This window comes from Streptomyces sp. NPDC085932, from assembly GCF_044540525.1.
Lineage (GTDB): Bacteria > Actinomycetota > Actinomycetes > Streptomycetales > Streptomycetaceae > Streptomyces > Streptomyces levis.
In genome coordinates this window covers 2,049,286-2,071,581 of record NZ_JBITSJ010000001.1, presented here as the reverse complement: position 1 = coordinate 2,071,581, position 22,296 = coordinate 2,049,286, and the positions used below count along the sequence as shown (strand labels likewise).

At 71.5% G+C, this 22,296-nt stretch carries 20 protein-coding genes and 1 pseudogene; 10 read left to right on the top strand and 11 right to left on the bottom strand.

Annotated elements, in window-relative coordinates; all coding sequences use genetic code 11:
- Window positions 1-104: 104 nt before the first annotated feature.
- The gene (locus ACIGAQ_RS08925) at window positions 105-1,859 is read left to right on the top strand and encodes an ankyrin repeat domain-containing protein (protein ID WP_399780471.1); all 1,755 of its coding nucleotides are present in this window, start codon (window positions 105-107) and stop codon (window positions 1,857-1,859) included.
- A 57-nt stretch (window positions 1,860-1,916) separates the two neighbouring features.
- On the opposite strand, the gene ACIGAQ_RS08920 is transcribed toward ACIGAQ_RS08925, so the two are convergent.
- Window positions 1,917-2,915 carry a YdcF family protein gene (locus ACIGAQ_RS08920; RefSeq protein ID WP_399780468.1) on the bottom strand — a complete coding sequence of 333 codons (999 nt, stop codon included), beginning with the start codon at window positions 2,913-2,915 and terminating at the stop codon, window positions 1,917-1,919.
- Window positions 2,916-3,137: 222 nt separating this feature from the next.
- Here ACIGAQ_RS08920 and ACIGAQ_RS08915 point away from each other — a divergent pair.
- Window positions 3,138-3,239 (top strand): annotated as a pseudogene (locus ACIGAQ_RS08915) (DUF4440 domain-containing protein); the annotation flags it as partial.
- A 121-nt stretch (window positions 3,240-3,360) separates the two neighbouring features.
- Window positions 3,361-3,714: a cupin domain-containing protein gene (locus tag ACIGAQ_RS08910; RefSeq protein ID WP_362283119.1), complete on the top strand. Its 354-nt coding sequence runs from the start codon at window positions 3,361-3,363 to the stop codon at window positions 3,712-3,714.
- Between the two features lie 140 nt (window positions 3,715-3,854).
- On the opposite strand, the gene ACIGAQ_RS08905 is transcribed toward ACIGAQ_RS08910, so the two are convergent.
- From ACIGAQ_RS08905 to ACIGAQ_RS08880, 6 genes are read right to left on the bottom strand one after another with little or no spacing between them, the layout of a single operon-like run.
- Window positions 3,855-4,577: an SDR family oxidoreductase gene (locus tag ACIGAQ_RS08905; protein ID WP_399780464.1), complete on the bottom strand. Its 723-nt coding sequence runs from the start codon at window positions 4,575-4,577 to the stop codon at window positions 3,855-3,857.
- A gap of 4 nt (window positions 4,578-4,581) precedes the next feature.
- Window positions 4,582-5,499 carry a LysR substrate-binding domain-containing protein gene (locus ACIGAQ_RS08900; RefSeq protein ID WP_362283124.1) on the bottom strand — a complete coding sequence of 306 codons (918 nt, stop codon included), beginning with the start codon at window positions 5,497-5,499 and terminating at the stop codon, window positions 4,582-4,584.
- 57 nt (window positions 5,500-5,556) lie between these two features.
- On the bottom strand, window positions 5,557-7,473 hold the full coding sequence (locus ACIGAQ_RS08895) for a glycogen debranching N-terminal domain-containing protein (protein ID WP_399780460.1): 1,917 nt from the start codon (window positions 7,471-7,473) through the stop codon (window positions 5,557-5,559).
- Window positions 7,470-8,894: an MGH1-like glycoside hydrolase domain-containing protein gene (locus ACIGAQ_RS08890; RefSeq protein WP_399780457.1), complete on the bottom strand. Its 1,425-nt coding sequence runs from the start codon at window positions 8,892-8,894 to the stop codon at window positions 7,470-7,472. Before ACIGAQ_RS08890 ends, ACIGAQ_RS08895 begins: the two co-directional genes overlap by 4 nt.
- Window positions 8,822-9,622 carry a sugar phosphate isomerase/epimerase family protein gene (locus ACIGAQ_RS08885; RefSeq protein ID WP_399780454.1) on the bottom strand — a complete coding sequence of 267 codons (801 nt, stop codon included), beginning with the start codon at window positions 9,620-9,622 and terminating at the stop codon, window positions 8,822-8,824. The genes ACIGAQ_RS08890 and ACIGAQ_RS08885 overlap by 73 nt, the downstream gene beginning before the upstream one ends.
- A gap of 20 nt (window positions 9,623-9,642) precedes the next feature.
- On the bottom strand, window positions 9,643-10,689 hold the full coding sequence (locus tag ACIGAQ_RS08880; RefSeq protein WP_399780451.1) for a zinc-binding alcohol dehydrogenase: 1,047 nt from the start codon (window positions 10,687-10,689) through the stop codon (window positions 9,643-9,645).
- Window positions 10,690-10,814: 125 nt separating this feature from the next.
- On the opposite strand from ACIGAQ_RS08880, the gene ACIGAQ_RS08875 reads away from it, so the two are divergent.
- The 5 genes from ACIGAQ_RS08875 (at window position 10,815) to ACIGAQ_RS08855 (ending at window position 16,334) form a co-directional block, all read left to right on the top strand.
- Complete coding sequence (locus ACIGAQ_RS08875; RefSeq protein WP_399780448.1) at window positions 10,815-12,218, top strand: ABC transporter substrate-binding protein; 1,404 nt, start codon at window positions 10,815-10,817, stop codon at window positions 12,216-12,218.
- Between the two features lie 31 nt (window positions 12,219-12,249).
- The gene (locus ACIGAQ_RS08870) at window positions 12,250-13,266 is read left to right on the top strand and encodes a sugar ABC transporter permease (RefSeq protein ID WP_362283141.1); all 1,017 of its coding nucleotides are present in this window, start codon (window positions 12,250-12,252) and stop codon (window positions 13,264-13,266) included.
- Window positions 13,266-14,132 carry a carbohydrate ABC transporter permease gene (locus ACIGAQ_RS08865; RefSeq protein ID WP_311685820.1) on the top strand — a complete coding sequence of 289 codons (867 nt, stop codon included), beginning with the start codon at window positions 13,266-13,268 and terminating at the stop codon, window positions 14,130-14,132. The genes ACIGAQ_RS08870 and ACIGAQ_RS08865 overlap by 1 nt, the downstream gene beginning before the upstream one ends.
- A 16-nt stretch (window positions 14,133-14,148) precedes the next feature.
- Window positions 14,149-15,351: an ROK family protein gene (locus tag ACIGAQ_RS08860; protein WP_311685822.1), complete on the top strand. Its 1,203-nt coding sequence runs from the start codon at window positions 14,149-14,151 to the stop codon at window positions 15,349-15,351.
- A gap of 68 nt (window positions 15,352-15,419) precedes the next feature.
- On the top strand, window positions 15,420-16,334 hold the full coding sequence (locus ACIGAQ_RS08855; RefSeq protein WP_311685824.1) for a Gfo/Idh/MocA family oxidoreductase: 915 nt from the start codon (window positions 15,420-15,422) through the stop codon (window positions 16,332-16,334).
- A gap of 71 nt (window positions 16,335-16,405) precedes the next feature.
- Here ACIGAQ_RS08855 and ACIGAQ_RS08850 read toward each other — a convergent pair whose 3' ends face one another.
- Together ACIGAQ_RS08850 and ACIGAQ_RS08845 are read right to left on the bottom strand one after the other, a co-directional pair.
- A complete protein-coding gene (locus ACIGAQ_RS08850; RefSeq protein ID WP_311685826.1) occupies window positions 16,406-17,326 on the bottom strand; it encodes an NADP-dependent oxidoreductase in 921 nt (306 codons plus the stop codon).
- Window positions 17,327-17,384: 58 nt separating this feature from the next.
- Window positions 17,385-18,023, bottom strand: coding sequence for an HD domain-containing protein (locus tag ACIGAQ_RS08845; RefSeq protein ID WP_399780442.1), 639 nt, complete (start codon window positions 18,021-18,023; stop codon window positions 17,385-17,387).
- Between the two features lie 134 nt (window positions 18,024-18,157).
- Here ACIGAQ_RS08845 and ACIGAQ_RS08840 point away from each other — a divergent pair, with 134 nt between their 5' ends.
- The gene (locus ACIGAQ_RS08840; protein ID WP_399780440.1) at window positions 18,158-19,147 is read left to right on the top strand and encodes a GlxA family transcriptional regulator; all 990 of its coding nucleotides are present in this window, start codon (window positions 18,158-18,160) and stop codon (window positions 19,145-19,147) included.
- 17 nt (window positions 19,148-19,164) lie between these two features.
- Here the strand turns inward: ACIGAQ_RS08840 and ACIGAQ_RS08835 are convergent, their stop codons facing one another.
- On the bottom strand, window positions 19,165-19,947 hold the full coding sequence (locus ACIGAQ_RS08835; protein ID WP_362283157.1) for a hypothetical protein: 783 nt from the start codon (window positions 19,945-19,947) through the stop codon (window positions 19,165-19,167).
- Window positions 19,948-20,038: 91 nt separating this feature from the next.
- Complete coding sequence (locus ACIGAQ_RS08830; RefSeq protein WP_362283160.1) at window positions 20,039-21,493, bottom strand: hypothetical protein; 1,455 nt, start codon at window positions 21,491-21,493, stop codon at window positions 20,039-20,041.
- A 237-nt stretch (window positions 21,494-21,730) separates the two neighbouring features.
- Between ACIGAQ_RS08830 and ACIGAQ_RS08825 the strand changes: the two genes are divergently transcribed.
- A complete protein-coding gene (locus ACIGAQ_RS08825) occupies window positions 21,731-22,243 on the top strand; it encodes a hypothetical protein (RefSeq protein ID WP_399780436.1) in 513 nt (170 codons plus the stop codon).
- The last annotated feature ends 53 nt before the right edge of the window (window positions 22,244-22,296 follow it).

The window sequence follows — 22,296 nt, the reverse complement described above, 5'->3', positions numbered from 1 at the left end:
GCGATCGCGCGTGACAGGGCAGGGGAAGGCTTCGCCCGACGGTGCGGCCCGGCCGCCCTGTCGAGTCCTCCGCCGTTGTCAGACCCCTCTGTCACGATCGGTGCATGGGATTCTTCGACGATCTGGTGGTTCCGGAGGAACCGGCCGCCGAGCGGGCGGTACTGGTCCGGTTAGCGCCGCCGGCAGAGGACACCGGGCGGTACGCGCCGCCCGTCGACTGGTTCGCGCCTGTGCTGCTGTCGCAGCTTGAGGTGCTCGGCACCGGTCCGCACACGAAGGTGGTGCTCACGGGATGGTCCGTGTGGCCGCAGGCAGCCACCCTGCATCTGGCCGTCTTCCGTAGGGCCCGTCACGACAACGCGGCCGGGGGACGACAGTCCGGGTTGCGCGTGGGACTGCTGTTCTCCGACGGTCGCCGGGTGACCTCGCTGGACGGCACGGTGGACCGGAGGGTGGAGTTCACCGGTGCGCAGGGAGAGCTGAGGGTGGGGTCGACGCCGCAAGCGGTGGGGCTGATTCCGCTGGATCCCGGCTTGCAACCTACCCGCCGGTCCCTGTTCAAGACCGACGTCGACCTGTATCTGGCGGAGCTCCCGCCCGCCGGAGAGGCTCAACTGGTGGTGGAGTGGCCCGACGAGGGGATCGCAGAGACCCGCGCCCCGGTCGATGCGGCAGCTCTCCATGCCGCCTCGGCTCGGGCGGTCGAGGTCTGGCCGTCGCTCGAACCGCCGGATCCGTCGGAGCAGCCGGAGACCTTCGGGTACATGGAGATGAGCGGTCCGCCCGCCTTCCTGGCGCCGCCCCTGTCCCGGCATCAGCGCGAGATGCTGCGCCGTCAGGAGGAGGCCCGCCTGCGGTACGTGCCGCGGGCCGACTGGCAGCGACTGGGATACCAGGACTGGAGTGACGCGGCCCTGATCCGTGCTCGGCTGGGCGCAGGGGCGCCGCCCGACGCCCGTGTCGGATGGCGGGGCACCACTCCGCTGCATCTCACGGCGGAGCAAGGGGCGGCGGAGGCGGTAGCCGCGCTGCTGTCGCATGGCGCGGACGCCGACGCACGCGACGAGGACGGACACACACCGCTGTGGTATGCCGCCTGCTCCGTGGACGAGGGCAGTGTGCGAGCACTGGTCGACGCCGGGGCCGATGTGTGGACACCGCAGACCGGACCCTGGTCCCCGGGCCGGTTGCTGCTCACCACGTCGCTCGCGCCGCTCGTCGCGGATCTGCCGGGAGCGGTCGAGCTGCCCGCGGAGGAAGCAGCGGCGTTCACAGCGGCGGACGCGCTCATCGCGGCCTTCGGTGAGGAAGAGGTGTGGACGGAAGGACTCGGCATCTGTTTCGTGCGGGGCCTGAGCGAGGACGAGGTGATCCGGCGGCTCGGCGCCGACCCCGCGCAGTGCCCGGTGACGGACTCCGAACAGGCGCCCGTCGATCCGATGGACTACGACGAGTCCCTCCACCATGTGGGGGTGACGGGCGTGTCCGGGACTCCTGGCGGCTGCGTGATCACGCAGGACGGCTACATGCCGAGTGACAACGCCGTCCTGCGGGCGATATCAGGGAGCACCGCCGCCTACGGAATCTATTTCAATCCCAAGGGCGGGACCTTCGGCGTCCTGGCCCGCGACGGCGAGGTCGTCGAGCACGAGGAGATAGGCCTCCCTCCGGACGAGTCCGACCCGGCCACGTACTGGCACTTCCGTTTCTGGCAGCGCGGGTCAGCCTTCCCGCACGATGCCGACACACTCGCCTACGCCTGTGCCGCGGCCGGGCTCAGGATCCACGCCGGACAGGACGTCATCAACCGCGGCGCCCCCCGCCGCTGGGTGCCGTTGCCTGCGCACCTCCAGCGCTGAGGCACGGAGTCGTGGACGTCGCGGTCCGCTCGCCCCGTGCGGGCTGCGGCCGGCGCTTCAGTGCCCGAAGACCGCCGTCGCCACCGGCACGACCAGCAGCAGGCTGAGTCCGACCAGCGGGAGGCGGTCCAGCCACAGGACGGCCGCGAATTCACGCAAGGTCGCGGCCAGCCAGTAGGCGGGGGACGTCGGCGCGCCCACGACGTGCACGGGCGCGCCGACGCGGCGGGCCAGCAGGCTCGTGCGGTAGACGTGGAAGCCGCTGGTGACCACCGCGGCCCGCTGGCCGTGGGTCGCGCCGTCCATGAGCGCCGCGCTGAAGCGGAGGTTCTGCCCCGTGTTGACGGAGCGGTCCTCCCGCACGATCCGGTCGTCGGGCACTCCACGTGAGCGCAGATACTCGGCCATCGCGTCCGCCTCGGAGCGGACCTCGTCGTCGCCTTGACCGCCGGAGACGACGAACACCACACGCGGCGCGTCCGGTCCGCCGGCGGCGTCGATCGCCAGGGCGCGCTCCAGCCTGCGGGTCAGCAGCGGGCCGGGCCGCTCGCCGTCGAGCCCCGCGCCCAGGACGACGACATGGGTGGTTTCGGGCAGGGGGGCGCTACGGCCCCGCACGCACACGTAGCCGGCGAAGACGAGGAAGAGCAGCGTGAGGTATCCCGCCGCCGCGTTCAGCGCGACCAGGAGGACGCCGAACGTCTCGCCGCCGACCGCGTGGAAGACCGCGTCGAGTCCGAGCACCGCCAGCACCGCGCATCCGGCGGCCGAGGTCGCCAGCAGGGCCGGCTGCGGTCCGTAACGCCGGACCAGCAGGACGCCGTCGACCAGCAGCAGCAAGCCCACCGCGAGCGCCAGGAGCAGGGCGGCGACAGCGAGGACGGTGGCGATGGCCGGGTGGGCTGTCGCACTGCGGGCGGCCACGCCGAGTCCGGCAGAGGTCACCGCGAGGCAGAACAGGACGGCGGTGGTGAACCGGTGGGGTGCCAGCAGGGCATGGACGACGCCACCCGCCGCGAACACGACCGCGGCGAGGTACTCCGGGTACTCCGGCATGTGCCGCACCGCTCCGCTCTTCCGTCCGTCGGGCCGCTGCCCGTACCCGCCCGCCTCCGGCCGCCCGCGGGTTCACGGACCCGCTGCGGACGACCGCCGACCATCCTCCCAGACGTGCCGTCGGGCGCTGAACCCGGGCGGACGGTGAGGCGTTCGGCCGGACCGGCACACACGTCGGCGTGACGGACCGTGCCGGCAGCCGGCGGCCCCTACGGGATGCGAACCGCGGTCCTCACGGCGCGGCTGACGAACACGGCCCATCACAAGGGCCGACGCTTCGACGCCGCCCACTGGACGACCGATGTGTTCGTGCACCGGAACGGCCGCCGGCAGCCGCCCCGAGTCAGCGACCGCGACCGCACTGGACACATCGTCGCCCCTCAGTGCGGCTGGTACGACACGGTGGTCATGGGAGTGCGCGCTCAAGGGGCCGTAGCGTCGGCGCATGACGAAGAACAGCAGCTTTGCGGTGCACGTCCCCGATGCCGACCTGGTTCCCGAACCTCTCGACCCCGCACAGATCCTGGAGGGTTCACCCGAGGTGTCCGCCAAGGTGCTGTGGGAGTCGGAGGACGGTACGCAGATTCGTGGCGTCTGGCAGATCACGCCCGGCGTCGTCACCGACACGGAATCGGACGAGCTCTTCGTGGTCGTCAGCGGCAGGGCCACGATCGCGGTGGAGGGGGGCGCCACCTTCCACGTGGGACCGGGGGACGCCGGTGTACTGCGTGCCGGGGACCGGACGACGTGGACGGTTCATGAGACCTTGCGCAAGGCCTTCCACGCCACCTTGGCCTGAGCGCGCGCTGTACGGGCGCTCCCCCGACGACCGAACGCGACCACTGCGTCGCGAGGACGGGCGGGGCTGGACGGCGACGCTCCGGCACCCGTGGGCATGGCCGGCAGCCGCGGGCGAAGGTCTCATGACGTCCGTCGCCCTCAGACGGCGAGCGTGCCGCCGTCGACGACCGAGACCGTGCCCGTGACGTAGTCCTGGTCCATGAGGGCGAGGAACGCCTTGGCCGCGTCGTCCGGATCCGCCACACGGCCGAGCGGCAGGGATGCGGCGAGAGAGGCATACATGTCCTCCCTGTCCGCCTCGCTCATCCCGGACCACAGCGGCGAGCGCACGACTCCGGGCGCCACGACGTTCACCCGGATCGGCGCCAGCTCCACGGCGAGGCTGCGCGCGGCGGACAGCACCGCGCCGGAGACCGCAGCCCCCAGGGTCCATCCCGGGCCGCCCTTGAAGGCCGCCGTACCGCTGACCAGGGTGACGGACCCGCCCGGGGCGAGGTGCGGCACGGCGAGCCGGACGGCGTCGAGGGCGTGGAACAGGCGCAGGGCGAAGAACTCGCTCGCCCGGTCGACGGTGTAGTCGCTGAGCGGAAGGCCGGTGAGGTTCTCACCGGCGGTGTAGGCGAGGTGGTCGAACGTGCCGATCTCGTCGAAGAAGGCCGCGACCGCGTCGGTGGAACCGGCGTTCACGGCGCGGCCCACGACGCCGGCCGGAAGCTGTCCGAGAGCGCGCTCGACCGATGCGGCCCGGCTCGAGGCGATGGTCACCGCCGCCCCGGCGGCGGCGGCGCGCCGGGCGACGGCGAGGCCGATGCCGCTGGTTCCACCGAGGACGACGATGCGGGAGGAAGTGGTGATGGTCATGGACTCAGCGTCCGTCCGGGACCGCCGCCGCGTCCAAGACCCTTTCCGTCGTCAGTGATGCCCGCAGGGTATGAGCGAGCGCGATCGCCCGGTTCAGCGCGGCCGAGTCGCGCCCGGCGGCCCAGGCCACGCCGACCGTGCTCGGCGCCAGCCCCGCCACCGGACGCACCACGATGTCGGTCCGGGTGTAGAACCGGGCCGTGGACACCGGCAGGAACGCCACCCCGGACGAGGCGGCCACCCTTTCCAGCTTGATCTCCACCTCGTGCGGGTGATCGCCCCCGGTCCGCACGGGCAGACCACGCGCGAGACGGGCCTCACGCCACTCGGGTGCCGCGTCCGGGGACTGCAGGAGGTCGTACTCGGCAAGGGCGTGCAGGCTCAGCTCCTCGGCGACGGCGAGGGGATGGGCGGCCGCGAGGACGGCGACCCGCTCCTCCCGGAACAAGGGCTCGACCTGAAGACCCCGGCGGGGAACGGGGAGGCGCACCAGACCGAGGTCGACGCGGCCGTCGAGGATCGTCTCCACCTGGTCGTCCCAGCCCGTGCGGACGAGGTCGACACGGATGTCGGCGAGCCACTGCCGCAGGCCCTGCACGATCGGCGTGACCAGCAGGCCCGGCATGAAGCCGATGGCCAGCCGCTCGACCCCCTGGGCGGCCTGCCGGGCACGCCGTTCCAGGGCGGTGGCCGACCGCAGCAGCTGGCGTCCGTCCTCCGCGATCGCCCGGCCCGCCTCGGTCAGGTCGGTGCCTCGCGTCGACCGCTCGAACAGGACCACACCCAGTTCTCGTTCCAGCAGCGCGATCTGCCGGCTGAGCACGGGCTGGGCGATGTGCAGTTCCTGCGCGGCCCGGCTGAAGCTCAGCGTGTCGGCGACGGCCAGGAAGTACCGCAGACGCCGCAGATTGAGCTCTGACATGCGCAGATCCTACGCCGTGAGGTGCGGCCCGGGCGCGACGAGGACGTGGGGCCGCGGTCAGACGGACTCCAGTGCTGTGCGCAGGGCCAGGGGGGTTGCCGCTGCCCAGGCCTGGGGGGAGCAGGAGTGGGGGTAGGGGACGGGGCGGGTGGTTGCGGTGCGGTCGTAGCCGGCCAGTACCTCGGGGAGGCGGTCGCCATGGTGGGCCGCGGCCGTCAGCAGGCCCCGGGTGAGGCGGTGGAGCTCGTCCGTGAGGCCGTGGCGGGCCAGGCCGAGGGCGATCACGGCGTTGTCGTGGGGCCAGGCACTGCCGCGGTGGTAGGACAGCGGGTGATAGGGCTTCTGCCCGGCGGCGAGGGTGCGGACGGCCCATCCGGAGAAGAAGTCCGGTTCCAGCAGGCGCCGTCCCACGCGCCGGGCTGCCTCGGGGTCGAGGATGCCGGACCACAGGAGGTGTCCGGCGTCGGAGGCGAGGGCGTCGACCTGGCGGCCGTCACCGTCGAGGGCGAGCGCGGGAAAGTCGGCGTCCGTCATCCAGAAGTCCCTCGTGAAGCGGCCGCGCAGGGCCGCGGCGCTCTCCCGCAGGCGCTGTGCGTAGGGCTCGTCCTGCCAGAGGGCCGTGGCCAGTTCCGCGGTGCGCAGCAGGGCGTCGTAGGCGTAGCCCTGCGCTTCGGAGACGGCGATGGGGCCGTCGGCCTGAGTGCCGTCGGTGAAGCAGACGGCACCGGCGGAGTCCTTCCAGTTCTGGTTGATCAAGCCGTCGGGGTCGGGTTCGTAGACGAGGTAGCCGTTCCGGGTCAGGCCTCCGTCGGTGAACATCCACTCGACGGCGCGGCGTGCGTGCTGTTCCAGGCGCAGGGCCACGGACGGGTCGCCGGTCTGCTGGTGGTGGGCGTGCAGGAGGACCAGGAAGAGCGGGGTGGCGTCGACGGCGCCGTAGTAGCGGCCGTAGGGGACCTGGCGGAAGTGGGCGAGTTCGCCGTGGCGGGTCTCGTGGACGATGCGTCCGGGCTGCTCGCGGCTCGTGGGGTCGTGGCGGGTGCCCTGGGTGGCGGCGAGGGCGCTGAGGGTGGCGGCGGCCGTGCCGGGCCGGTGGGGCAGGAGGAAGTAGGAGGTGAGCAGGGAGTCGCGTCCGAAGAGAGTGAGGAACCAGGGGATGCCGGCGGCGGGGACGTGGACCTCTTCGCCGTCGACGCCGGTGGCGGCGACGGTGAGCAGGTCCAGGTCGGCGAGGCCGCGTTCGCACGCGCGGGTCAGGTCGTCGCCGGCCGTCGCCGCCGGGCGGGCCGGGCGGGCCGGGCGGGGCAGGGTCGGGGGCTCGGGCAGGCCGTGCGGTCGTGCGTGCACGGTGAGGTGGAGGTGCGCTTCGCCGTGGGCGTCGATCGGGAGGTGCCAGGTGAGGGTGCGGGCGGTGGAGTGCGGGGTGCCGTCGGCGGGTGCGACGTCGGCCGGGGCGGGGCGGGCGGTGAGGGTGGTCGTGGAGTGCCAGTCGGCGCGCCGGTAGTCCAGGACCAGTCCTGCGGCGGTGGCCGCCGCCGCACGGCGGGCGCCGGGCTTGGCGTAGTGACGGTCGTCGGCGCGCAGTTCGAAGAGGTCGGCGAAGTCGGCGTCGACGGTGAGGGCGACGTGCGCGGTGACCGGTTCCGGCCGGTTGCTGACCAGGCGGAGGTGTTCGCTCAGCGTCCCGGCGGCGACGGTCTGCGCACGGAAGACGGTGTAGGCGGGCGGGTCGTCGCGGGTGCCGGCCGGGGTCAGCACGCAGGTGGCGGTGTCGTCGCTGTCAGCGGTGGCGGGTGCCAGGGCGAGCGGTGCGGTGCCGTCGACGGTGAGCTGCCAGCGGCTGAGGTGGCGGGCATCGCGCAGGAACAGGCCGTCGGGGGCGCGGCCGCGGGTGCCGGTGATGGCGCCCGCGGCGTCAAGACGGGCGAAGGTGGCGTCGCGTACGAGCTGGATGCGGTCGTCGGCCTGGGTCATGCGGTGGGCTCCTCGCTGTCGGCACACAGCAGGTCGAGGGTGAGCGCGGCGGTCCAGGAGAAGTGCCGGGCTCCACGCGCGTCGCCGGTGGCGGGGTCGACGTACTCGGCGAAGTCGGAGGCTCCCGCTTCGGTGAGGATGCCTCGGCGCAGGTGTTGTGCCTGCTGGTGCAGGCCGTGGGTGCGCAGGCCGCGGTGGATGAGCCAGGCGGTGTTGAACCAGGCGGGGCCGCGCCAGTAGCGCTGGGCGTCGAAGGCGGGACCGGTGAGGTCGTAGCTGGGGACCAGCCGCGTGGCGGGGGCGCTGAAGCGCGGTCCGGTGAGGGTGGCCAGGAGCCGGGCGGTGATGTCCGGGGGCAGGCCGGGGACGAGGAGCGGGATCAGGCCGCTCACGCCGTCCTGGGCGACCAGGGTGTCGTCGGTGAGGTCGCGTACCCGGAAGATGCCCGCGTCCTCGTTCCACAGGCGACGCACCAGGAGCCGGGTGAGGGTGTCGGCGCGCGCGGTGTGCCGGGCGCCGTCCTCACCCAGTTCTCGGACGATGGCGGCCAGCGCGTGTTCGCCGGCGATCAGCAGGGCGTTGAAGCAGGGGTCCTCCACCGCGAAGGCGAAGCGGGTGGCCCGGTCGTCGTAGCCGGCGTCGCGGTAGTCGCTCGCCAGGCGGACGTAGCGGCCGTAGTCGAGGTCGGTGGGCCGGTCGGCGGGGTGACCGTGGGCGAGGTCGGCGCGCCGGAAGGTGCCGGGCGCGGTGGGTTCGACCCGGGTCAGGGCGCGGTCCCAGCCGGGGCTGTTGTCCATGCCGGGTTCCCAGGGGTGGACCACGGCGGCCAGGCCCGCGCCACCGAGGTCGCGGCGCGTGAGGAGGTAGTCGTGCCAGGCCGCCAGGTGCGGTGCCACGCGGGCGAGGAAGCCGCGGCGCGCCGATTCCGCCGGGTCCGCGCGGTGCACCAGCCAGGCGGCCAGGGCGTGCACCGGGGGCTGGACGATGCCGGAGGTCTCGGGGGCGGTGGGCGCGCCCGCGGCTCGTCCGGCGCTGGAGGAGCGCCAGAAGTCGGGGCTCGGGAAGTAGGCGTCGTGGGGCAGGGCGGGGTTGAAGACGATGTGCGGGATGCGGCCGTCGGCCCATTGCGCGGTCAGCAGGGATTCCAGTTCCTGCTGCGCGCGGCGCACGGACAGGTGCCGCAGCCCGATGGCGATGAACGCGGAGTCCCAGCTCCACTGGTGGGGGTAGAGGGTGCGGGAGGGGACGGTGGAGGTGCCGGTCCAGTTGTCGATGAGGACCCGCGCCGCACCGCGCCGCAGTGTCAGGGCCGCGGTCGCGGTGGGCGCGGGCCGTTCCAGGAGGGACTTCACGCGCCGGACCTCTGGAGGAAGGCCGGGACGGAGCGGACGGCCTCGACGGGGTCGCCGGTCAGCCGGCATTCGAGGGCGAGGTGGCCGTCGTAGCCGATGGTGTGGAGGGCGCCGAGCCAGGCGGGCCAGTCGAGGTGGCCGGCGCCGGGCTGGAAGCGGTTGGAGTCGGAGACCTGCGCGTGGCCGATGAGGTCGGCGTGGGCGAGGATCGCGGCGGCGGGGTCGGATTCCTCGATGTTCATGTGGTAGCTGTCGATGCCGATGCGCACGGAGTCCAGGCCGACGGTGCGGATGAGGTCGGCGGCCTGCTCCAGCCGGTTGACCATGTGGTCCTCGTACCGGTTGAGCGGCTCCAGGAAGAGGGTGACGCCCTCGGCGCGGGCGTGCTCGCCCAGTTCGGTCAGGCCTTCGAGGAGGACGTCGCGGTCCTCCTCCTCGCTGCGCGGGGGTTCGAAGGGCGGCAGCCGGCGGGAGAACATGCCGTAGCTGGCGGGCGTCTGGGCGCCCACGCCGCCGATCTCCGCGATCACGCTGAGCTGGGACTTCATCTGGTCGAGGGCGTCGCGCCGCCGGTCGGCGTCGAAGGCGCCGAAGAAGTGCAGCATGTCGACGCACACGGTGGGCATCACCACGCCGTCCTTGCGGGCCTGGCGCAGTTCCTCCAGGCGGGAGGCGAAGTGCAGCTCGCCCTTGCCGCGCAGTTCGATGGCGTCGTAGCCGGCCTGCTGGGCGAAGTCCCACTTGGCCTGCAGGGTGTCTCCGGGCAGGAGTTGCTCCTGCGCCGCGGTCTTGAGCATGAGAGGGCCTTTCGAGACGTTCAGAATTCCAGCACGACCTGCAGCGCCTCGGCGGGGCGCTCGTCCAGCAGGACGTAGGCGTCGGCGGCGTCGGCGGCGGGCACGACGTGGCTGACGAGGGAGGTGACGTCGACCTGTCCCTCGGCGACCAGGCGCAGGAAGGTCTGCTGGAGGCGCTCGACGCTCCAGCGGTGGGACAGCTGCGGGGGGACGCCGCCGATCTGGGAGCAGACGAGCTGGACGCGGTTGTGGTGGAACTCGTCGCCCAGGCGCAGTCCGATGCCGTCGCCCTGGTAGAAGCCGGAGGCGACCACGCGTCCGCCGGCGGCGACCGAGCGCAGGGCCTCGTGCAGGGCGGGGTAGGCGCCGCTGATCTCGATGGCGAGGTCGGCGCCCAGACCGCCGGTGGCTTCGCGGATGCGCTCGGCGACGGCGTCGGTGCGGGCGTTGAGGGTGGTGTGGGCGCCGTGGCGCTTCGCGGTCTCCAGGCGGCCGTCCAGGGCGTCGACGGCGGTGACGCGGGCACCGTTGAGCTGGGCGAGGCGGGTGGTGAGCAGGCCGATGACGCCCTGGCCGAAGACGGCGGCGTCCTCGCCGAGGTGGATGTCGGCGGCCAGGACGGCGTTGTAGGCGATGGCGCCGACGCGGGCGAAGGCGCCGGCGAGGGGTTCGAGGCCGGTGGGCAGGGTGTGGCCGATCATGCGTTCGGCCGGGACGATGCCCTCGCTGCGGTGTCCCCAGATGCCCCACACCAGGTCACCGGGGCGCGGCAGGCCCGGAAGGCCGTCCAGGTCGGGGGCGCTCTCCACGACTTCGCCCACTTCGGAGTAGCCCCAGCCGGCCACCGGGTACTCGATGCCGGCGGCTCCCTCACGGAACAGGCGTGCCTCGGGGTCCCAGGTGCGCGTCAGGTACGGGTTGGTGCCGCGGTATGCGGTGAGCTCGGTGCCGGCCGAGATGCCCGAGTAGCGGGTGCGGACCCTCAGGTGGCCGGGGGGCAGAGCGGCTCTGACCTGCTCGGCGACCTCCACCTGACGAGGGCCGGTGAATTGGACGACGCGTTCCACGGGGACTCCGGAAGGGGTTGCGGGTGCGGTTGCGTCGACAATATCCGCAACTTATGTCTTGTCAACACGCAGAAGTGGTGCTGAGATGCGTGGGCAGTAGACGTAAGTCGGAACGAGGACACGCAATGCGCACCAGAAGCCGGCGATCCAGCGCGATCGCGGTGGGCATCACCGCAGCCCTGACCTTCGGGCTGCTCACGGGCTGCGCCAGCAGCACCGGCCCCGGACAACCCGACCGCGAGATCACCGTCTGGTCGCAGGAGAACCTGCCCGACCGGGTGGCGGTCACCCAGAAGATCATCAAGAGGTTCGAGGACAAGACAGGCATCAAGGTCAACCTGGTCGGCGTCGACGAGGGCCAGATGCCCCAGCTGATCATGTCGGCCGCCGCCTCCGGCACCCTGCCCGACGTCATCGGCGCCGCCCCCATGGGCCAGGTCTGGCAGATGTACAGCAACGGCCTGCTCAACACCGACATCCCCCGGCAGATCGTCGACGAACTGGGCCGCAGGACGTTCAACGCCAACGCGCTCCAGCTCACCTCCGACGGCGCCACCACCCTCGGCGTCCCCTCCGACGCCTGGCTGCAGCTGCTGGTCTACCGCAAGGACCAGCTGGAGCAGAGGGACCTGGCCGCCCCCGACACCTACGCCAGGGCACTGGCCGCCGCCAAGGCCCTCACCGCCAAGGGCAACTACGGCATCTCCGCGGCCACCGACCCCAGCGACGTGTTCACCTCGCAGAGCTTCGAGAGCCTCGCCCTCGCGAACGACTGCCAACTCGTCGACGACCAGCACGCGGTCGCCCTCGAATCCCCGCAGTGCGAGACCGCGTTCAAGACCTACGACAGCCTCGCCCGCGACTACGGCGCCCCCGGCACCCAGACCGTGGACTCCACCCGCGCCACCTACTTCGCCGGCCGGTCGTCGATGATCGTCTGGTCGTCGTTCCTGCTCGACGAGCTCGCCGGCCTGCGCAAGGACGCCCTGCCCAGCTGCCCGCAGTGCAAGAGCGACCCGAGCTACCTCGCACGGAACAGCGGCATCGTCACCGCCATGAAGGGCCCCGACGCCACCGAGGCCGCCCAGTTCGGCGAGATCACCTCCTGGGTCACCACCAAGACCGCCGAGACGGCGGCCTCCCGCGAGTTCATCGAGTACATGATGGGCACCGGCTACGAGTCCTGGTTCGGCATGGCGCCCGAAGGCAAGATCCCCGTCCGCAACGGCACCGCCACCCAGCCGCGTCGCTACCTCGACGCCTGGCGGCACAGCGAGATCGGCGTCGACACCAAGAAGCCCTTCGACCAGGTCTACCCCGCGAGCCTGCTCAACCAGCTCGCCGCGGGCGTCAGCAACATGCGCCGCTGGGGCATCACCCAGGGCGAGGGAGCCCTCGTCGGCGCCACCAACGGCGAACTGCCCGTCCCCAAGGCCATCGGCGCCATGACCAGCGGGCAGCTCTCCCCGTCCGAGGCGGCGCACGAAGCCGACGACGACGTCAGCGCCCTGCAGAAGTCCCTCCAGTAGCCGCCCGCATGCACGTCACGAAAGTCCTCTCATGACAACAGCCCCCGCCGGCGCACCGCAGCGCCGCGACACCGGCACCGCGCCGGCCGAACGCCCCGCCGCACGCCGCCGGCCGATGACCGCCGGCCGGCGCGCCAACCGCGCGGGCCTCGCGTTCGTCTCCCCCACCTTCGTCGTCGTCCTCGTCGTGGTGATCCTGCCCATCGCCTGGACGATCCTGCTGGCCTTCCAGCACGCCAAGCTCGTCGACATCCAGGGCATGGGCCTGTTCGGCAACTGGACCCTCGACAACTTCGACCAGGTCTTCGCCTCCGCCGGCTTCTGGTCCAGTCTGACCACGACCCTGCTCTACACGGCGGGCTCCACCATCGGCTCCGTCGTCCTCGGCCTCGTCGCCGCCCTCGCCCTGCGCAAGCCCTTCCGCGGCCGCGGTCTGCTGCGCGCCGCCATGCTGCTGCCCTACGTGGCCCCCGTCGTCGCCGTCGCCTTCGTCTGGGAAGTGGCACTCAGCCCGCAGTACGGAGTGGTCAACGACTGGGGACGGCGCCTGTTCGGCTGGGACGATCCGATCGCCTTCCTCTCCACCCGCGCCTACGAAGTCGACCTGCTGGGCCTGCACTTCGACATCCCGCTCGCCCTGCTGACCGTCATCGCCTTCGAGTGCTGGCGCTACTTCCCCTTCGCCTTCCTCTTCATCCTCGCCCGCCTCCAGGCCGTCCCCGACGCACTGGAGGAAGCCGCCCTCGTGGACGGCGCCACCCCCACCCAGCGCTTCCGCCACATCCTGCTGCCGCAACTGATGCCCGTCATCGCCCTGCTGTGCGTCCTGCGCTTCATCATGACGTTCAACAAGTTCGACGACGTCTACCTGCTCACCGGCGGCGGCGCGGGCACCGACGTGGCCGCCGTGCGCGTCTACGACTTCCTCACCGCCCGTTACGACGTCGGAGCCGCCGCCGCCCAGGCCCTGGTCCTGGCCGCCTCGCTCATGATCCTGCTCGGCTTCTACTTCAAGTTCTTCGGCAACAAGGTCCAGGAGGAATCGTGATGACCCGCGCCCGGTTCGAGGAGAGGTTCTTCGGCGTCCTGCGCTGGTTCGTCATCGCCTTCCTCGCCGTGATCACCCTGCTGCCCTTCTACTACATGCTGCTGCTGTCGCTGAAGCCCATCGACGCACTGCTGCTCGACCCCGGCTCCCTGTGGATTTCCGCCAAGGACCTCACCCTCACCACCTACCGCGACGTGCTGCGCTCCACCGACGCCGGCGGGCAGGGCTTCCTGAAGTTCCTGCTCAACTCCGCGCTGGTCTCCCTGGGCACCGTCGCCCTGACCCTGCTGGCCGCCGTGCCCGGGGCCTACGCCGTCAGCCGCCTGAAGTTCTTCGGCCACCGCCAGGTCAGCGCGCTCTTCCTGGCCGTGTACCTCTTCCCCGCCACGCTGCTGGCCGTGCCGCTGTTCGTCATCTTCGCCAAGCTGCACCTGTCCTCCAGCCTGACCGGCCTCGCCATCGTCTACGTCGCCCAGACCGTGCCGGTGTCGATCTACATGCTGAAGAACTACCTCGTCACCATCCCCCACTCCATCGAGGAGGCCGCGGCCCTGGACGGCTGCAGCCGCCTGCAGACCGTCCGCAAGGTGATCCTGCCCCTCGCCCTGCCCTCCCTCATGGCGACCGGCCTGTACGTCTTCATGATCGCCTGGAACGAGTTCCTCTTCGCCCTGCTCTTCCTGGCCGCCGACCCCGGCGAGTGGACCGTCTCCCTGGGCCTGGCCCAGCTGTCCAACGGCGTGGAGGTACCCAAGACCGTCCTGATGGCCGGGTCCGTGGTGCTGACGATCCCCGTGGTACTCCTGTTCTTCGCCGCCGAACGCCTGCTCACCGAAGGTCTGACCAGCGGTGCCGACAAGAGCTGACCACACGAGGGACCAGATGCTGACGACGAATCAGGTCACCGCCGGGGAGCTGCTGCAGCTCATCCGCAGCGGACGCGCCAACACCCGCACCGACCTGCAACAGGTCACCGGACTGTCGCGGTCGACGGTCGGCCAGCGCCTGGACCTGCTCAACCGCGCCGGATGGCTCAAGCACACCACCGGGCCCTCCACCGGCGGGCGTCCCTCCCAGCAGATCGTCTTCGACCCCTCGCACGCCGCGGTGATCGCCGTCGACCTGGAGACCCGCCACGCCCGGGCCGCCGTGCTCGACCTCGCCGGCACGATCCTCGCCGAACAGACGGGGCCGATGCGCATCAACGACGGCCCGGACAAGGTGCTGGACGGACTGGCGGGCTGGTTCCCGGAACTGATCACCGCGGCCGGCGTCGACGCCGCACACGTCTGCGGCATCGGCCTGTCCGTCCCCGGGCCCGTCGAATGGAACACCGGTCGCGTCATCCAGCCCCCGATCATGCCCGGATGGGACCAGTTCCCCATCCGCGAACGCCTGCAACAGGCCTACGCCGAACACGTCGGCCCCAGCATGGAAAGCGGCCCCGTCCCCGTCTTCGTCGACAACGACGCCAATCTCATGGCGCTGGCCGAGCACCAGGCCAACCACCGCGACTGCACCGCCTTCGTGCTGGTCAAGGTCTCCACCGGCATCGGTGCCGGCGTCGTCGTCGGCGACCAGGTCTACCGCGGCATCGACGGCGGCGCCGGCGACATCGGCCACATCCGCCTGCACGACCGGCCCGACGCGCTGTGCATGTGCGGCTCCCACGGCTGCCTGGCCGCCGTCGCCAGCGGCCGAGCCCTCGCCGGCCAACTGTCCGCCCTGGGCATCGACGCCGCCTCCGCCTCCGACGTCAAGCGCCTGCTCGCCGAGGGCAACCCCGACGCCATCCGGCTCGCCCGCGAAGCCGGTCGCCGCGCCGGGGAAGTCCTGGTGACGGTCGTCAGCCTCCTCAACCCCGGCGTTCTCATGATCGCCGGTGAGCTGTCCGGCGCTCCGTTCATGACCGGCGTGCGCGAACTGCTCTACCAGCGCGCCTTCCCCCGCGCCACGGCCAACCTCCAGGTCGTCACCTCACGCCTGGGGGACCACGCCGGTGTCATAGGAGCGGCCTCCATGGTCGTGCACTTCCTCTACTCCCCCGCCCGCGCCGACACCCGCCTGGCCGCCCTCACCCCGTGACCACCGGGCCGCGGTGCGACGCCCCGCCCACCGCGGCACCTCCCCGAGCACAGACAGGACCACCCCTGGTGACCACCCCCTCCGCCCCCTGGACGTACCCGCCCGTCGAGGTCGGTCTCGTCGGCGCCGGGCCCTGGGCGCGCGCCATGCACGGACGCATGCTCGCCGCCGGACCCGAGACGGCTCTGAGCGCCGTGTGGGCCCGCCGTCCCGAGGCCGCGCAGGAGACCGCGGCACCCTACGGCGCCCGTGTCGCCGCCTCCTTCGACGAACTCCTCGACCACTGCGAGGCCGTCGCCTTCGCCGTGCCGCCCGCCGTGCAGGCCGAACTCGCCCCTCGCGCCGCCCGGGCGGGCAAGGCCCTGCTGCTGGAGAAACCCCTCGGCCCCGACCTCGCCGCCGCTCGACGCGTCGCCGACGCCGTCCAGGACGCCGGCGTCGTCTCCCAGCTGGTGCTGACCAAGCGTTACCACCCGGCCACCGACGCCTTCCTCGAAGCCGCCCGCGCCGCCGAGATCACCGGCGCCCGCTCCTGCTATCTGCACGGCGCCTTCCTGGGCGGGGAGTTCGCCACCGGCTGGCGTCTGGAGCACGGCGCCCTGCTCGACCTCGGCCCGCACCTCCTCGACCTCCTCGACACCGCCGTCGGCCCCATCACGGCCGTCCGCAGCACCGGCGACTCCCGCCGCTGGATCGAGCTCAGCTGCGAACACGAGAACGGCGCGGTCAGCCAGGCGTCCTTGTCCGGCGCCGTCGCCGTACCGCACACCCTCACCCGCATCGACCTCTTCGGCCCCGAGCAGCCACTGTCCTACGACACCGCGGGCATCGACCACGAGGAGTGCTGGCCGATCCTGCGCCGCGCCTTCGCCACCGCCGTGCGCACGGGGCGGCCCACGGCACTGGACGCGACGCGCGGCCTGTATCTGCAACGGCTCATCGAACAGGCGGTGCGCTCGAACGCGGACGGCTCAGCCGGCTGAGCCATCCGCGCCCCGGCGAGCCACGCTCAACGACGCCCGCCCTTCCTCACTCCCCCTCCGGCCTCTCCTGTTCAGTCGTCCGTGACGCGGATGATCGTCTTGCCGGGGGTGCGCGCACCGGGAGCGAAGGCGGAGGGTGCTTCGGCGAGCGGGCGCACAGCGCCGAGGAGCGGCTTGAGCCGGCCGTCCCGCAGCCGTGCGGCCAGGTCGGTGAGCCGGGCCCGGTCGGGTTCCACGACGAAGAAGACCGCCCGTCCGTCCGCGGGCCGGACCCGGGGCGGCATGACGATGGTCACCAGCGTGCCGCCGGGGCGGACCAGGGCGGCCGAGCGGTCGAGAACGTCGCCACCGATCACGTCGAACACGACGTCGACCTGGCCGGCGTCCTCCAGCTTGTCGCTCTGCAGGTCGAGGAAGGTGTCGACGCCGAGCGCGAGCGCCCTCTCCCGGTCGCCGGCCCGGCCGGTTCCGATGACGCGAGCGCCGGCTTCGCGGGCGAGCTGTACCGCGATCGACCCGACGGCACCCGCGGCACCGTGGATCAGGACGGTCTGGCCCGTGGTGAGACGGCCGTGGTCGAACAGGCCCTGCCAGGCGGTCAGGCCGGAGATGGGCAGGGAGGCAGCCACGGCATGGTCGATGTCCGCCGGCAGCGGGGCGAGGTTGCGGGCCTCCACCGCGGTGTACTCGGCGAGCGTGCCGTTGCGGGCCCAGTCGGTCAGGCCGAACACCCGCTGCCCGACGCTCAGGCCGGTGGTGCCGAATCCCAGCTCCACGACGACACCGGACAGTTCGTGCCCGGGCACGCTCGGTGTCCGGTCACGGCCGGCACGGTCGGTCCAGGTGGCGGGCCAGTCCAGCTCGCCGCGGGTGAACCCGGCGGCGTGAACCCGCACGATGACGTCGTTCTCGGCCGCGTGAGGGTAGGGCATCTCTGTCAAAGACATACCGGACAGACCGGCGTCACGGTCTCGGACGGTGATGGCTTGCATGTCGATCCTTACTCGGGGGGTTGATGCGAAGGTAAGGCCTGGCAGCGGATATCGCCGGTCAGCTCGGCCAGGGAGCGCTCATGATGCGCTCGACGGTGGTGGTGCGCCGGAAGCCGGGAACGAAGTGCTCCAGCACGTCGGAATTCACGGTTCCGTTTGTGGTCTCCGGGCGGTGCCCGAGTCCCGTCACGAAGGCCTGCAGGAACTCGTTCTTGAAGTCGCCTCGCGGGTGGACGGCGGTGATCTCCTCCACCTGGCCGCGATCGAGCTCGTCCAGACCCACGCCGAGCACGTCGGTCAGCACCCCGAGATTCGTGACGGCGATCTCCGGACCCATCCGTCCGGGAATTCCCGGGGTGGTGTGCAGCGCGATCGCCGTCCACACCACGTCGGCGGAAGCGGCCGGGAAATTCCGGTCGAGCATGAAGGCGCGTGCGTGGTCGGCGCCGTCGACCTCGAAGCGCTGCTCGGCGGCGGAGAACGGGGTGAGGAGGCCGGTGTCGTGAAACATGGCGGACAGGTAGAGAAGCTCCGGGTCGGGCTTGAGACCGAGCTTGTGAGCGTGCATGGTGCCGAAGACGAAAACGCGCCGTGAGTGATGGTAGAGGAGAGGGCTGGTCATCTCCTGTGTGAGGCGGGTGGCCTCGGCGACCGCCGCCGTTTCAGGAATCTCCACCCCCGCGATGATCTCGCTCATGAGCTCTGCTCCTGCCGATTTCGGTGTGTTACGAATGGACGGTGCGTCCGTCTTCCACACTGCCTCCCACCCACCGTCCGGCGCTCCCTCGGTCCGGCCATGAGTCACCCGAATCCGGACCGGCGGCGAACGCGGTGCCGGGCTCCGGCACCCATCGGGTCGTCATCCTCGTCTACGACGGGGTCAAGCTCCTGGACGTCGCCGGACCCGCGGAGGTGTTCGGGGAAGCGAACCGGCTCGGCGCCGACTACGAGATCGTTCTGGTGTCGCCGACCGGCGCCGATGTCACCTCGTCCATCGGGATCCGCATCGCGGTCGACGCCGCCGCCACGGAGCCCGCCCCCGACACGTTCCTGGTGGCCGGCGCCGACATCTATCCGCGCACGCCCGTCCCACGGGATCTGACCGAGGCCACGGGAAGCCTGGCGGGCCGGGCCGGCAGGATCGCGTCGATCTGCACCGGGGCATTCGTCCTCGGTGCCGCCGGCCTGCTGGACGGCAAGCGCGCGACGACCCACTGGAAGGTCGCGCAGGAGCTTGCCTCCCGCTGCCGGGCCAGTCACGTCGACCCCGACGCGATCTACGTCCGGGACGGCACCACCTACACCTCGGCGGGTGTGACCGCGGGCATCGATCTCGCCCTGGCCCTCGTCGAGGAGGACCACGGCCCTGATCTGACGCGCGAGGTCGCCCGCGCCATGGTGGTCTATCTGCAGCGTTCGGGCGGCCAGTCACAATTCTCCGCCCCCCTGCAAGGACCGCCGCCCCGATCCCCGGCTCTCCGCAGAATCACCGATTTGGTCACGGCGAATCCCGGTGGGGATTACTCACTCGCGGAACTCGCCAAACACCTGAGTGTGAGCCCTCGGCATCTCACGCGACTTTTCCGCGAAGAGCTTTCCATCACGCCGGCCCGTTACGTGGAGATGATCCGCTTCGATATGGCAAAAGCGCTGCTCGATCAAGGTCATACCGCCACACAGACCGCGAACCTGGCCGGATTCCCGAACTACGAGAGCATGCGCAGAGTCTTTGTGAGGAAATTGTCCCTCAGCCCCGCCGCCTATCAGCGCCGCTTCAGCACGGCACACCGGGCCCAGCCGAGCGGGCTGGTCGAGCGGTGAACGGGAACGTCCTCCCCTTACAAGTCGGCTGAAGGGTCCTGTGTCGCCTCGCTTGCTTCGATGAGAGCCCGCTGTCTGAGCATGCCGCCGAACAACTGCATCGTGGTGGCGGCCAGGACGTCGTCCCCGCCGATGGTCCGCCGGTCCCCTCTGCGGGTGGACAGGGACCGGAGGGAATCCGCGAGGGGCCGGAGCGTGGCTTCTTCGCCCGACGTCAGCAGCACGACCGTCCCGAAGCGTTTGACTCCGCCCTCGCGGACGACCATGGCCGCGTCCCGGGCGAGGTCCGTCAGGAACGCGCTCGCGATGCCGTCCAGGTCGCGGACCATCGCCGGGACGGCCGTGACCCCCTGGCTCCGCAGGAGCTTCTTGACCCCTGCCTCGAACCTGTGGGCGCCGACCACAGCACTCGGTTTGCGTGACCTGCTGCGCTTACGGCGCGGCACGACGACGCCCTCGGCGTCATACACCACACCGGTCAGACCCCGGAACGTCGGACTGTGGTCGTACCACTTGCTCCCCACCTCCAGCTCGACGTTCCGGTCGATCGCCGAGAGAAGGTCCCCGGGCATCAGCCTCTTCCGGGCGTCCTCCGCCGCCGCTCTCCTGGCACCGCTGATGATCTCCGTCAGCACGGTCCGCGTCACCGACGCGGCGGCCCACACGGCCGGCCGAGAGACGTGCAGCGGAGTCACGTGCCTGAACACCGCTCTGACGAGAGCCGGCTTGAACGGCGAGGTGTCCCTGGCCGAGGCGGTGTCGGGACCGTTGCGCTCAGGACGTGCGGACTGTGCGGTCATCGGAGGAAAACGTTCCCTGCTGTCGTGGTGGTCGGAAGGCCGGCTCCGGCTCCCGCGTGCCCTCGTACCGTGGCACCTGTGTCAGGAAGGCTCAGTCGCCGAGGGTCGTGCCGAACGCCGGGGCGCCCGAGGTGGAGACGCCGGTGGCGGACGGGCCGAACATCGAACCGTTCGTCAGACCCTTGAAGGACCACACCGTGCCGTCGCCCCCGTTCTCGCCCGGGCCCGCGACCGTGAGGTCCGCCTTGCCGTCCTTGGCCGTGTCGGAGAGCAGCACGCGGCCGCCGAAGCGGTCGTCGTCCTCCGAGGTGCCGGGGACGCCTGACGTGGACTGGGAGAGGCTGACCGCGCCGGTCGCCGAGAAGCCGGTCCTGCTGCCGTGGAGGATCGTCACGGTGCCGGTGTCTTCCGACGTGCCGAAGGACTCGTACGTCGCGCCGACCGCGAGGTCCGCGAACCCGTCGCCGTTGATGTCGCCGAGCGCGACACCTCCGCCGAAGCCGTCGCCGGACTCCGACGTGCCGGGGACGCCCGTCGTGGACTGGGTGTACGAGGTGGTCCTGCGCGTCTCGGTGAACCGGGCCTCCGGAGCGCCGTACACGAGGGTGACCTTGCCGCCGAGGGCGCCCGAGGGATCGGCCCCGCTCTCCCGGTGGTTGCCGGTCACGATGTCGGCGTGACCGTCCTGGTCGACGTCGCCGACCGAGGAGACGTAGCCGCCGGGGAGGTACTCCAGCCAGTCGGTGAAGTTGGTGATCCGGCCGTCGGCCCAGGCCGTGATCGCGTCGTCGGTGCCCTTGGCGCGGCCGTGGACGATGAGACTGTCGAAGCCGGCACCCAGCACGTCGCCCGAGGACAGGTACTCGACGCCGTACCTGTTGTCGAACGGCCGCGCTCCGTGGCCCATTCCCCCGCCCGTGGAACCGCTCATGTGCTCACCGGACCGGGCGAACGGGCCCTTCATGATCTGGATGTCGGAGTTCCCTGTGGCGCCCACCGCGATGTCGTCGTCCCCGTCGCCGTCGAAGTCCCCGGCCGTCAGGGCCTGTCCGTAGTGGTCGCGGTCCCTGGGGTTGATGTTCTCGACGGTCGAGGCGCCGGACAGTCCCGTCGAGCCGCCCCAGACGATCACGACTGTGCCGTCGTCGGGGTCGGGATGGACCTCGTGGCCGATGTCCTCGCCCGGAGCGCCGACGACCAGGTCCGCGTAGCCGTCGCGGTCCAGGTCCGCCGACGTGACCGCCTTGCCGAAGGCATCCGAGGCCTCCGCGCTGCCGGGGACACCGGTCGAGTTCTGGGTGATGGTCTGGTACTTCGTCGTCCGCAGGCCGGTGGCCGAGCCGTAGACGACGGACACCGCCCCCGCCTTCGTCCTGCCGCCGACCGTGGCGCCCGGCGCGCCGACCGCGAGGTCGCGGTGGCCGTCGCCGTTGAAGTCGTACGGAGCCGCCGGGGACGCCGCGTGGGCGGCGGGCACCGCCAGGGCGAGCGGAGTCAGTCCGGAGGCAAGCAGGCAGGCGGCCATCGAGAGCGGGCGTGTACGCAATGTGTCTCCAGAAGGGAGGAGGGCCCGCGCCGACTGGGCGGACCCCACTGCCGTAAGGGTGTGCGAGCAGGAGACCGCTGGAGGGGCGGGAGGGTTGTACGGGAGTTCGGCACCCTGCTTTCGGTTCGCTCTCGCGGCTTGTGCGCGACGCCCCGGCCGCGTGAAAGTGAGGTGGGCCCGGAGGAGCTCAGGGCTCATGGCGACGGGACGGGGGCCAGACAGGTGTGCAGGCTGGACGTGGCTGCCAAGGACGCGTTGATCGCCCGATTCCTCCTCGAGTATCCGGAGGCAGTCGATGCCGGCCGCGCGCATCCTGCCCTCGACGGGTGCGAAGAGATTCGCTGGTCGGAATACCCCGAGTGCCCTGCCACCCTTCCGGTCCTGCTCTACGGCCTGCTCGACCCCCACGGCGCGGCAGAGGCACGGCGTGTCCTCACCAACACCATGTTCGGCATCGCCGAGATGAACCCGGCGATGCCGGAAGTCCTCCCGTTTCTGCTTCGTCTCGCAAGCGATCCGCAGGTTCCTGAGCGGTCCGGGCTCGTGGAGTGTCTGGCCACCGTCGCGGAGTGGTCCGAACCGATCGATCCCGGCGACGAGGCCATGGTGCTGTGGTTCGGCAGCGACAGCGATCACCCGGAGCGCGAGCGGTGCAGGTCCGTGTTCGCGCAGCACGCGAGCGTGGTGGCGATGCTGCCGGAGCTGCGCAGCCGCAGCACCGCCCCCACGGGGCGCGCGTCAACTCGCTGATAGCATCCGCTCACTTGTGCGAGAGCGGATCGCTCGGTGGGGGACGCATACGT

Excerpts from the sequence above, each read along its gene's own strand:
- ACIGAQ_RS08925 (WP_399780471.1), top strand. The coding sequence starts at position 105 with ATGGGATTCTTCGACGATCTGGTGGTTCCGGAGGAACCGGCCGCCGAG.
- ACIGAQ_RS08920 (WP_399780468.1), bottom strand. The coding sequence starts at position 2,915 with ATGCCGGAGTACCCGGAGTACCTCGCCGCGGTCGTGTTCGCGGCGGGT.
- ACIGAQ_RS08910 (WP_362283119.1), top strand. The coding sequence starts at position 3,361 with ATGACGAAGAACAGCAGCTTTGCGGTGCACGTCCCCGATGCCGACCTG.
- ACIGAQ_RS08905 (WP_399780464.1), bottom strand. The coding sequence starts at position 4,577 with ATGACCATCACCACTTCCTCCCGCATCGTCGTCCTCGGTGGAACCAGC.
- ACIGAQ_RS08900 (WP_362283124.1), bottom strand. The coding sequence starts at position 5,499 with ATGTCAGAGCTCAATCTGCGGCGTCTGCGGTACTTCCTGGCCGTCGCC.
- ACIGAQ_RS08895 (WP_399780460.1), bottom strand. The coding sequence starts at position 7,473 with ATGACCCAGGCCGACGACCGCATCCAGCTCGTACGCGACGCCACCTTC.
- ACIGAQ_RS08890 (WP_399780457.1), bottom strand. The coding sequence starts at position 8,894 with ATGCCGGCTGACCGGCGACCCCGTCGAGGCCGTCCGCTCCGTCCCGGC.
- ACIGAQ_RS08885 (WP_399780454.1), bottom strand. The coding sequence starts at position 9,622 with ATGCTCAAGACCGCGGCGCAGGAGCAACTCCTGCCCGGAGACACCCTG.
- ACIGAQ_RS08875 (WP_399780448.1), top strand. The coding sequence starts at position 10,815 with ATGCGCACCAGAAGCCGGCGATCCAGCGCGATCGCGGTGGGCATCACC.
- ACIGAQ_RS08870 (WP_362283141.1), top strand. The coding sequence starts at position 12,250 with ATGACAACAGCCCCCGCCGGCGCACCGCAGCGCCGCGACACCGGCACC.
- ACIGAQ_RS08865 (WP_311685820.1), top strand. The coding sequence starts at position 13,266 with ATGACCCGCGCCCGGTTCGAGGAGAGGTTCTTCGGCGTCCTGCGCTGG.
- ACIGAQ_RS08860 (WP_311685822.1), top strand. The coding sequence starts at position 14,149 with ATGCTGACGACGAATCAGGTCACCGCCGGGGAGCTGCTGCAGCTCATC.
- ACIGAQ_RS08850 (WP_311685826.1), bottom strand. The coding sequence starts at position 17,326 with ATGCAAGCCATCACCGTCCGAGACCGTGACGCCGGTCTGTCCGGTATG.
- ACIGAQ_RS08845 (WP_399780442.1), bottom strand. The coding sequence starts at position 18,023 with ATGAGCGAGATCATCGCGGGGGTGGAGATTCCTGAAACGGCGGCGGTC.
- ACIGAQ_RS08835 (WP_362283157.1), bottom strand. The coding sequence starts at position 19,947 with ATGACCGCACAGTCCGCACGTCCTGAGCGCAACGGTCCCGACACCGCC.